Annotated in this window: 8 protein-coding genes; 6 read left to right on the forward strand and 2 right to left on the reverse strand. The window is 70.7% G+C overall.

Annotated features, from left to right (window positions below; all coding sequences use genetic code 11):
* Positions 1 to 75 precede the first annotated feature (75 nt).
* Entirely contained in the window at positions 76 to 1185 is a 1110-nt protein-coding gene (locus E1284_RS35000; protein ID WP_131944449.1) for an NAD(P)H-dependent flavin oxidoreductase, read from the forward strand.
* 64 nt (positions 1186 to 1249) lie between these two features.
* On the opposite strand, the gene E1284_RS35005 is transcribed toward E1284_RS35000, so the two are convergent.
* A complete protein-coding gene (locus E1284_RS35005) occupies positions 1250 to 1657 on the reverse strand; it encodes a hypothetical protein (RefSeq protein ID WP_131944450.1) in 408 nt (135 codons plus the stop codon).
* Between the two features lie 141 nt (positions 1658 to 1798).
* Positions 1799 to 2611: a crotonase/enoyl-CoA hydratase family protein gene (locus E1284_RS35010; RefSeq protein WP_131944451.1), complete on the reverse strand. Its 813-nt coding sequence runs from the start codon at positions 2609 to 2611 to the stop codon at positions 1799 to 1801.
* A 154-nt stretch (positions 2612 to 2765) separates the two neighbouring features.
* Here E1284_RS35010 and E1284_RS35015 point away from each other — a divergent pair, with 154 nt between their 5' ends.
* The 5 genes from E1284_RS35015 to E1284_RS35035 all read left to right on the forward strand — a co-directional run bounded on the left by E1284_RS35015 (position 2766) and on the right by E1284_RS35035 (position 9092).
* On the forward strand, positions 2766 to 4325 hold the full coding sequence (locus tag E1284_RS35015; protein WP_131944452.1) for an acyl-CoA synthetase: 1560 nt from the start codon (positions 2766 to 2768) through the stop codon (positions 4323 to 4325).
* Positions 4315 to 5262, forward strand: coding sequence for a Zn-ribbon domain-containing OB-fold protein (locus E1284_RS35020; RefSeq protein WP_131944453.1), 948 nt, complete (start codon positions 4315 to 4317; stop codon positions 5260 to 5262). The genes E1284_RS35015 and E1284_RS35020 overlap by 11 nt, the downstream gene beginning before the upstream one ends.
* Entirely contained in the window at positions 5262 to 6299 is a 1038-nt protein-coding gene (locus tag E1284_RS35025; protein ID WP_131944454.1) for a thiolase domain-containing protein, read from the forward strand. The genes E1284_RS35020 and E1284_RS35025 overlap by 1 nt, the downstream gene beginning before the upstream one ends.
* Entirely contained in the window at positions 6292 to 7449 is a 1158-nt protein-coding gene (locus tag E1284_RS35030; RefSeq protein WP_131944455.1) for a thiolase domain-containing protein, read from the forward strand. Before E1284_RS35025 ends, E1284_RS35030 begins: the two co-directional genes overlap by 8 nt.
* A gap of 74 nt (positions 7450 to 7523) precedes the next feature.
* Entirely contained in the window at positions 7524 to 9092 is a 1569-nt protein-coding gene (locus E1284_RS35035) for an acyl-CoA synthetase (protein ID WP_131944456.1), read from the forward strand.
* The last annotated feature ends 200 nt before the right edge of the window (positions 9093 to 9292 follow it).

Consider the following 9292-nt stretch of genomic DNA (forward strand, 5'->3'; position numbering starts at 1 on the left):
TGGTTGTGGGGCGGGGGTGAGATTTGTAAGTAGAACCTGTTGCAGTTTTGCGGATGCGCGCTTAGGGTCGAGGACGTGCGGACACGAGTCACCGAACTATTCGGCATCGAGTACCCGATCTTTGCGTTCAGTCACTGCCGCGACGTGGTCGTGGCGGTGAGCCGCGCCGGCGGCATGGGCGTCCTCGGCGCCCTGCACTTCACCCCCGAGGAGCTCGAGCTCGAGCTCAAGTGGATCGACGAGCATGTCGGCGGCAAGCCCTACGGCGTGGACGTGGTCATGCCCGCCAAGTACGAGGGCGCCGACCTCGGCGACGCCGAGGAGATGCTCGGCAAGCTGCAGGGGATGATCCCGGCCGAGAACCGGAAATTCCTGGAGGAGCTGCTCGCCGAGCACGGCGTCGAGCCGTCCACCGACACGGCGACGAAGGCGCTGCTCGGCTGGACGGACCAGACCGCCCGGCCGCAGGTCGAGGTCGCGTTGAAGCACCCGATCGCGCTGCTGGCCAACGCGCTCGGCCCGCCCCCGGCGGACGTCGTCGAGCAGGCCCACGAGCACGGCGTCAAGGTCGCGGGGCTCGCGTCCAACGCGCGGCACGCGCGCAAGCAGGTCGACGTGGGCGTGGACATCATCGTGGCGCAGGGCACCGAGGCCGGCGGCCACACGGGCGACGTGTCCACGATGGTGCTGATCCCCGAGGTCGTGGACGCCGTCGGCGAGGACACCGTCGTGCTCGCGGCGGGCGGCATCGGGCGCGGACGGCAGATGGCGGCGGGCATGGCGCTCGGCGCGGACGGCGTCTGGACGGGGTCCATCTGGCTCACCGTCGACGAGGCCGACACGCCCGAGCGGGCGCTGCCGAAGCTGCTCAACGCCACCTCGCGCGACACCGTCCGGTCGCGTGCCTGGACGGGCAAGCCCGCACGGTTCCTCAAGACCGCGTGGACGGAGGCGTGGGAGAGCGAGAAGTCCCCCGGCTACCTGCCGATGCCGCTGCAGTTCATGCTGATCGCGGACGCCCTGCCCCGCATCCAGCGCTCCGGCGACGGCGAGCTGGTCACCTTCCCGGTCGGCCAGATCGTCGGCTCGATGAACCAGGTCAAGCCGGCCGCCCAGGTCGTCTACGACCTGATCGAGGAGTACGTCGAGGCCCTCGAACGGCTCAACACCATCACCGAGGCCTGACGGCCCCCCGGTAAGAGGCCCCGCCGGCGCCCTCCCCTCAGGCGCCGCCGGGGCCTCGCCGCGCTCAGAACCGGGTCATCCAGGAGAGGGCGCGGGCGAGGACGTAGTAGACGACCGCGGCGATCGTCCAGTTGATGTAGAGCTGCTCTTCGGGGTCGGTGCGCGTGAAGGCGTCCCGGAACGGCGTTGCGAGCCAGCGGCCCGCGTCGAGCGTCGCGTCCACCAGGGAGTTGCCCGGGTTCGCCTCGCCCCAGGTCAGCAGCATCCCGAGGGCCAGGATCGCGGCGGCCGCCCAGCCCGCCGCCATGATCATCGCGCTGACCGGGTTCGGCCTGCTGCGCCGCCACCGCGCGGGCTTGCGCTCGACCACCACGGTCTTCCCGGTGTCGTCGGTGGCGCTCCGCCGCGGCCACAGCCGCCGCGGCGCCTGCTCCGTGGTCTCCGGCCGTCTGCGTCGTATCTGCAAGGCCATGGCCTGCTCAGTCCTTCCGTGACTCGCTTCGCCACAAGCGGTGCCACGTCAGGAATCCGGCAAACCCGGACGGATTTACGGACGCCCGTTAATGCCCGAACCGCGCGGCACCGGGTGCCGGTGCCGCGCGGGCGGTTTCGCCTACTTGCCCTGGTAGACGGCGGGGCGCTTCTCCTTGAAGGCGCGCGAGCCCTCCTTGGCGTCCTCGGAGGCGAAGACCGGCCAGCCGATCTCGTCGGAGATCTTGAGGGCCTCCTCCTCGGGGAGGTGCTCGGTCTCGCGGACGGCGCGCAGGATCGCCTGGACCGACAGCGGCGCGCACGCGGCGATCCGGTCGGCCATCTCGCGGGCCGCGGCGAGCGCCTGCCCGTCCGGGACGACCTTGTTGATCAGCCCCATCGCGAGGGCCTCCCGCGGGGTCACCTCGCGGGCGGTGAGCAGGATGTCGAGCGCGGCGGCGTAGCCGATCTGGCGGGGCAGGCGGACGGCGCTGCCGCCCATCGGGAACAGGCCGCGCTTGGCCTCGAACAGCCCGAGGGTGGCGCCCTCGGCGACGACGCGCAGGTCGGTGCCGGTGAGCAGCTCGGTGCCGCCGGCGACGGCGTAGCCCTCGATGGCGCAGATGAGCGGCTTGGTGGGGCGGCCGTCGCGCAGCAGGCCCTTCCAGTGGTAGTCGGTGATCTGCGCGGCCCGCTCCTGCACGCGCGGGTCGGAGGGCGGTTGGCTCATCGCCTTCAGGTCGGCCCCGGCGCAGAACGTCCCGTCGGCTCCGGTGAGGATGCCGACGCGGACCTCGGGCGTGTCCGAGATGTAGGCCCAGGCGTCGGCGAGACCGACCAGCATCGCGGTGCTGAGCGCGTTGCGCGCCTCCGGCCGGTTCATCGTGACGATGACGACGTGGCCGTCCCGCTCGACGATGCAGTGCTCGGTGCTGATCGGCAGCCGTTCCGCCATGGTTCCTCCAGCTCGGATGTCAAACGAGAACAGATTCTAGTTAAGCCGCTGCCCTACCGGTAGGGGTTGAACTCCAAAACGAGAACGTGATCTACTTTCATCGCCGAGTGCCGCCGTGTGACGGTGCTCACCGTGATCACTTAGGGGAGTTCCGATGGGGTCATTGGGCTTTTGGCGGTTGGCGCAGGCCGATCCCGACTGGGTCGCGTGCGTCGACCCGGACGGGACGAAGCACGCCGCGGGCGACCTGCTGGCCCGTGCGAACCGGCTCGTGCACGGGCTGCGCGCGCTGGGGCTGGAGAAGGGCGACGGCATCTGCGGCCTCGTCCCGAACGGTGCCGACGGCCTCGTGCTGTACCTGGCCGCGCTCCAGGCCGGCTGGTACTACACGCCGATCAACTGGCACCTGACCGGGCCGGAGATCGGGTACATCGTCTCCGACAGCGAGGCCAAGGCGTTCTTCGTCCACGAGCGGTACGCGCGGGAGGGCGTGCGCGCCGGTGAGGAGATCGAGGCGCACCGGCGGTTCGCGTTCGGGGACGTCGAGGGCTTCCGCCCCTACGAGGAGCTGGTCGAGGGGCAGCCCGACACGCTGCCGGACGACCGCAGCAACGGCGCCACGATGCACTACACGTCCGGCACCACGGGACGGCCGAAGGGCGTCAAGCGGGCGCTGATGGGCATCGACCCCGACGACAGCGCCGAGCTGATGACGTTCCTGCTCGGCCTGTTCGGCATCCCGCCGGGCATCCCGGCCGGGGGCGAGCACCAGGCCCATCTGATCACCTCGCCGAACTACCACACGGCCGTCACCCAGTTCGGCGGCACCGCCCTGCAGATGGGCCACACGCTCGTCTACATGGACAAGTGGGACGCCGAGGACACCCTCAGAGTGATCCAGGAACACCGTGTGAGCAATACCCACATGGTGCCGACGCACTTCAAGCGGCTGCTGTCCCTGCCCGAGGACGTCCGGTCCCGGTACGACGTGTCGAGCATGAAGTGGGCGATCCACGCGGCGGCGCCGTGCCCGGTGCCGATCAAGCAGCAGATGCTCGAATGGTGGGGCGACTGCATCTGGGAGTACTACGCGGCGACCGAGGGCGGCGGGACGATCGCGAGCCCGGCCGACTGGCGCGCCCACCCCGGCACGGTCGGCAACGCCTGGCCGATCAGCGAGCTGCTCATCGTGGACGACGACGGCGAGCCCGTCCCGGCGGGCACGCACGGCACGATCTACATGAAGATGGCCGGCGTCGAGTTCGAGTACAAGGGCGACAAGGAGAAGACGGAGAAGAACCGCCTCAAGGACTTCTTCACCGTCGGGGACATCGGCTACCTCACCGAGGACGGCTTCCTGTTCCTGTCCGACCGCAAGGCCGACATGATCATCTCGGGCGGCGCGAACATCTACCCGGCCGAGATCGAGAACGAGATCATCCTGCACCCGAAGGTCGGGGACGTCGCCGTGTTCGGCATCCCGGACGAGGAGTGGGGCGAGCAGATCAAGGCCGTCGTCGAGCCCGCCGAGGGCGTCGAGCCCGGCGAGGAGCTCGCGGCCGAGATCCTCGCGTCGCTGGAGGGGCGGCTGGCGAAGATGAAGTGGCCGAAGACCGTCGACTTCATCGAGACGATGCCGCGCGAGCCCAACGGCAAGCTCCTCAAGCGCAAGCTGCGGGACCCGTACTGGAAGGACCGCGACAGTGCCATCTAACACGGCGCCGGCCGAGAACCCGAACCACGTCGTCGAGTTCCCCGGCGGCTACACCCGCTCGGTCGGCCCGGTGGTCGGGCGCTTCCTGAGCGAGCTGCGCGACGGCCGGCTGGTCGGCGTCCGGACGGCGGGCGGCCGGGTGATCGTCCCGCCGCAGGAGTGCGACCCCGACACCGGCGAGGACGTGACGGACGAGTTCGTCGAGGTCGGCCCGGCCGGCACGGTCACGACCTGGTCGTGGGTGCCGAACCCGGCGAAGGAGCACCCGTTCGACCGGCCGTTCGCGTGGGCGCTGGTCCGTCCGGACGGCGCCGACACCGCGCTGCTGCACGCCCTCGACCTCGGCGTCTTCGAGGCGGGCGCGAAGCCGCCGAAGTTCCTCAAGACCGGGATGCGGGTGCGGCCGAAGTACCGCGCGGAGCGCACCGGGACGATCGGCGACATCGCGTGCTTCCTGCCCGAGGTCACCATGATCAACCCGAAGGCGAGCCTGGAGTACCGGCTGAAGGGCGGCCGGGCGCTCGGCCGGTTCCTGGAGGGGGTCTCCGAGGGGCGGATCATCGGGCACCGCTGCCCGGTGTGCGAGAAGGTCATCGTGCCGATGAAGGGGTTCTGCCCCCGCGACGGCGTGCCCACGTCCGAGGAGGTGGAGCTGCCCGACACCGGCACCGTCACCACCTTCGCGGTGAACAACATCCCCGACCCGCGCGCGCCCGAGGTGCCGTTCGTGTCCGGTTACGTCCTGCTGGACGGCGCCGGCCTGACGATGCTGACGCTCGTCGCGGGCGTCCCGGCCGACCAGGTGCGGATGGGCATGCGGGTGAAGGCGGCGTGGCGGCCCCGCGATGAGTGGACCCACTCGATGTCCAACATCAAGTGGTTCGAGCCCATCGACGAGCCCGACGTCCCCTTCGAAGAGATCAAGGACTTCATGTAATGCGTGATGTCGCAGTCGTCGCGTTCGCACAGAGTCATCACAGCGCCGAGGACCAGGGGATCGCCGAGACCGAGATGGTCCTGCCGGTGATCACCGAGATCAAGGAGCGGACCGGGCTGTCCCGGTTCGGCTTCACCTGCTCGGGCTCGTGCGACTACCTCCAGGGTGCGCCGTTCGCGTTCGTGTCCGCGCTGGACACCCTGGGCGCGTGGCCGCCGATCTCCGAGAGCCACGTCGAGATGGACGGCGCGTGGGCGCTGTACGAGGCGTGGGTGAAGCTCCAGCTCGGCCACATCGACACCGCGCTGGTGTACGGGTTCGGCAAGTCGTCCCAGGGCGACCTCCGCGCGATCATGAACCAGCAGCTCGACCCCTACACGCTGGCGCCGCTCGGCGTCGACCAGGTGTCGATGGCCGCCATGCAGGCCCGCGCCTACATGGACAGGTCGGGTGTGAAGGAGGACGACCTGCGCGCGGTCGCGGCGCGGTCCCGGGCGTCCGGCCGCGACAACCCGTTCGCGCTGCACCTGCCCGACCCCGAAGGGGACGACTACGACGTGGCGCCGCTGCGCCCCTACGACGTCGCGCCCGTCACCGACGGCGCCGCCGCGATCGTGCTCGCGGCCGGCGACAAGGCGCGGGAGCTGTGCGAGCGGCCCGCGTGGATCACTGGCATCGACCACCGCACCGAGCCGCACGCGCTCGGCGTCCGCGACCTGACCCGGTCCGAGGCCGCCCGCCTCGCGGGGGAGAAGGCGGGCGCGGCCGGGATCGAGGTCGCGGAGCTGCACGCCCAGTTCAGCCATGAGGAGCTGATCCTGCGCGAGGCGCTCGGCCTGGACGACGGCGTCACGGTCAACCCGTCCGGCGGGGCGCTGTCGGCGAACCCGGTGATGGCGGCGGGCCTCATCCGGATCGGCGAGGCCGCGTCCCGCATCCACGACGGGACGGCGTCCCGGGCGCTCGGGCACGCCGCGTCCGGCCCCTGCCTCCAGCAGAACCTCGTCTGCGTGCTGTCGGGAGAGAACAATGGCTAAATCCTGCGCGGTCATCGGCGTCGGGCAGACCCAGTACAAGACCAAGCGGCTGGACGTGTCGATGGCCGGCCTGCTCCGCGAGGCCGCCCGCCGCGCCCTCGACGACGCCGGGCTGACCTGGAAGGACATCGACGCCGTCGTGGTCGGCAAGGCGCCCGACCTGTTCGAGGGCGTCGTGATGCCGGAGCTCTTCCTGGCGGACGCGATCGGCGCCACCGGCAAGCCGCTGCTGCGGGTGCACACGGCCGGCTCGGTCGGCGGGTCCACGGCGATCGTCGCGGCGAACCTGATCCAGTCCGGCGTGCACGAGCGGGTCCTCACGATCGCGTGGGAGAAGCAGTCGGAGTCGAACGCGACGTGGGCGCTGACGGTGAACGGGCCGTTCACGACGTCCCTGGTCGTCGGGGCCGGCGGCTACTTCGCGCCGCACATCCGCGCCTACATGGCCCGGTCCGGCGCCCCCGACCACATCGGCACGCTCGTCGCGGTCAAGGACCGGCAGAACGCGCTGCGGAACCCGTACGCGCACCTGAAGATCCCCGGCATCTCCCGCGAGATGGTCGAGTCGACGCCGATGCTGTGGGAGCCGATCCGGTACCTGGAGACGTGCCCGTCCTCGGACGGCGCGTGCGCGATGGTGCTGGCCTCGGAGGACGCGGCCAAGAAGGCCCCGAACCCGCCCGCGTGGGTGCACGGCACGTCGATGCGGTCGGAGCCGATGCAGTTCGCGGGCCGCGACACCGTCAGCCCGCAGGGCGGCAAGGACGCGGCGGCGGACGTGTACCGGCAGGCCGGCATCACCGACCCGCGCAGCGAACTCGACTGCGCCGAGGTGTACGTCCCGTTCTCCTGGTACGAGCCGATGTGGCTGGAGAACCTCGGGTTCTGCGGCGACAACGAGGGCTGGAAGCTCACCGAGGCCGGGGCGACGGCGTTCGACGGCGACATCCCGTGGAACCCCTCCGGCGGCGTGCTGTCGTCCAACCCGATCGGCGCGTCCGGCATGATCCGGTTCGCGGAGGCCGCGCTGCAGGTGCGCGGGCTGGCCGGTGACCACCAGGTGGACGGTGCGCGCCGCGCGCTCGGCCACGCCTACGGCGGCGGCGCCCAGTTCTTCGCGATGTGGATCGTCGGCAGCGACAAACCCTGATCTCCCAACCCCTGTCTCTGGGGGCGACCCCAGACCCCGTAAAAGGCGCGAAGATCCCCTTCGGAGGGCGTCCGATGGAGTACAACCACGCTGACCTGTTCGAGGGACTCGCGGATGCGATCGGGGACCGGGTCGCCCTGATCTGCGGCGACCAGCGGTTCACCTACGCCGAGCTCGACGAGCACGCGAACCGCCTCGCCCACCATCTGCGGGACGCGGGCGTCCGCCCCGGCCAGCACGTCGCCGTCCAGCTCTACAACGGGGTGGAGTACGCGGCGGCGCTGCTGGCGACGATGAAGATCCGGGCCGTGCCGATCAACGTCAACTACCGGTACGTGGAGAACGAGCTGCTCTACGTCTACCGGGACTCCGACAGCGTCGCGCTGCTGTACGACGTGGAGTTCGAGGACCGGGTCGCCGCGACCGTCCCGGAGGTGCCGGAGCTGAAGCACCTGATCGCGGTGGGCGGCGCGCCGTCCATCCCGGGCGCGGTCGCCTACGACGAGGCGCTGCGGGACGCCGACGGCGCGCGCGACTTCCCGGCGCGCTCCGGCGACGACCTGTACATCATCTACACGGGCGGGACGACCGGGATGCCGAAGGGCGTCATGTGGTCGGCCGAGCAGATCATCTTCGCGTTCTGGAACCCGACGGTGCCGCGCCCGTCCAAGCCGGAGGACATCGTGGAGCACGCCCGCAACAGCGGGCCGCTGATCATGATGCCGGTCGCGCCGCTGATGCACGGGGCCGCGCAGGTGGCCACGTTCATCGCCTGGTTCATGGGCGCGACGCTCGTCTACACCCGCAAGTTCGACGCCGCCGACGTGTGGCGGACGATCGAGCGGGAGAAGGTCAACTCGCTGACGATCACCGGGGACGCGATGGCGATCCCGATGGCGGAGGAGCTGGCGCGCGGCGACTACGACACCTCCTCGCTGTTCGCCTACGTGTCGACGGGCGCGATCTTCACCGGGACGGTCCGCGACCGCATCCAGAAGCTGCTGCCGAACGTGCTGATCCTGGACCGGTTCGGGTCGACCGAGTCGGGCTCGACGGCCGAGGCGGTCGCCGGCTCCACCCCGGAGAAGGGCCTGCGGTTCGCGCCGGACGTGGAGAACGTCACCGTCCTGGACGACGCGCTCCAGCCCGTCAAGCCCGGGTCGGGCGTCATCGGCCAGGTCGCCCGCACGGGGCACATCGCGCAGGGCTACTACAACGACCCGGAGAAGACGGCGAAGACGTTCCCGGTGGTGGACGGCAAGCGCTGGCTGCTCACCGGCGACATCGCCACCGTCGAGGAGGACGGCTCGATCGCCGTGTACGGGCGCGGCTCGCAGGCGATCAACACCGGCGGCGAGAAGGTGTTCCCGGAGGAGGTCGAGGCCGTCCTCAAGGGGCATCCGGGCGTGTACGACGCGGTCGTGACGGGCATTCCGGACGAGCGCTGGGGGAACCGCGTGGCCGCGGTGATCCAGGCGTCCGGTGACGCGCCGTCCTCGGAGGACCTGGACGCGCACTGCCGGCGCGAGCTGTCGGGCTACAAGGTGCCGCGCGTCTACGCGTTCGTCGCGGAGATGAAGCGCTCGCCGGCGGGCAAGGCCGACTACCGGTGGGCCAAGCAGGTGGCGGAGGAGGCCGGGTAGGGACGCTCGCTAGTGCGGTGACCACAAACGTCCACCGGGTTGGGTGACACGCCGGCCAGGGGCTGGGACGGGGAGGTTGATCGGCTCCACCCTCGATGACGACAGGTCGTTATCGAGAGAGGGGCGGGCTGGTGGCAGAGCCAGTCAGAGCACGGCGGTTGACCCAGGACGAGGGGCGCCGGCTGCAGCAGATCATCCGG

The sequence above is a fragment of the Actinomadura bangladeshensis genome (assembly GCF_004348335.1).
Classification (GTDB): Bacteria; Actinomycetota; Actinomycetes; order Streptosporangiales; family Streptosporangiaceae; genus Spirillospora; species Spirillospora bangladeshensis.

Bases quoted from the DNA above. Each gene is read 5' to 3' on its own strand.
- E1284_RS35005 (WP_131944450.1), bottom strand. From the start codon at position 1,657: ATGGCCTTGCAGATACGACGCAGACGGCCGGAGACCACGGAGCAGGCG.
- E1284_RS35010 (WP_131944451.1), bottom strand. From the start codon at position 2,611: ATGGCGGAACGGCTGCCGATCAGCACCGAGCACTGCATCGTCGAGCGG.
- E1284_RS35015 (WP_131944452.1), top strand. From the start codon at position 2,766: ATGGGGTCATTGGGCTTTTGGCGGTTGGCGCAGGCCGATCCCGACTGG.
- E1284_RS35025 (WP_131944454.1), top strand. From the start codon at position 5,262: ATGCGTGATGTCGCAGTCGTCGCGTTCGCACAGAGTCATCACAGCGCC.
- E1284_RS35030 (WP_131944455.1), top strand. From the start codon at position 6,292: ATGGCTAAATCCTGCGCGGTCATCGGCGTCGGGCAGACCCAGTACAAG.
- E1284_RS35035 (WP_131944456.1), top strand. From the start codon at position 7,524: ATGGAGTACAACCACGCTGACCTGTTCGAGGGACTCGCGGATGCGATC.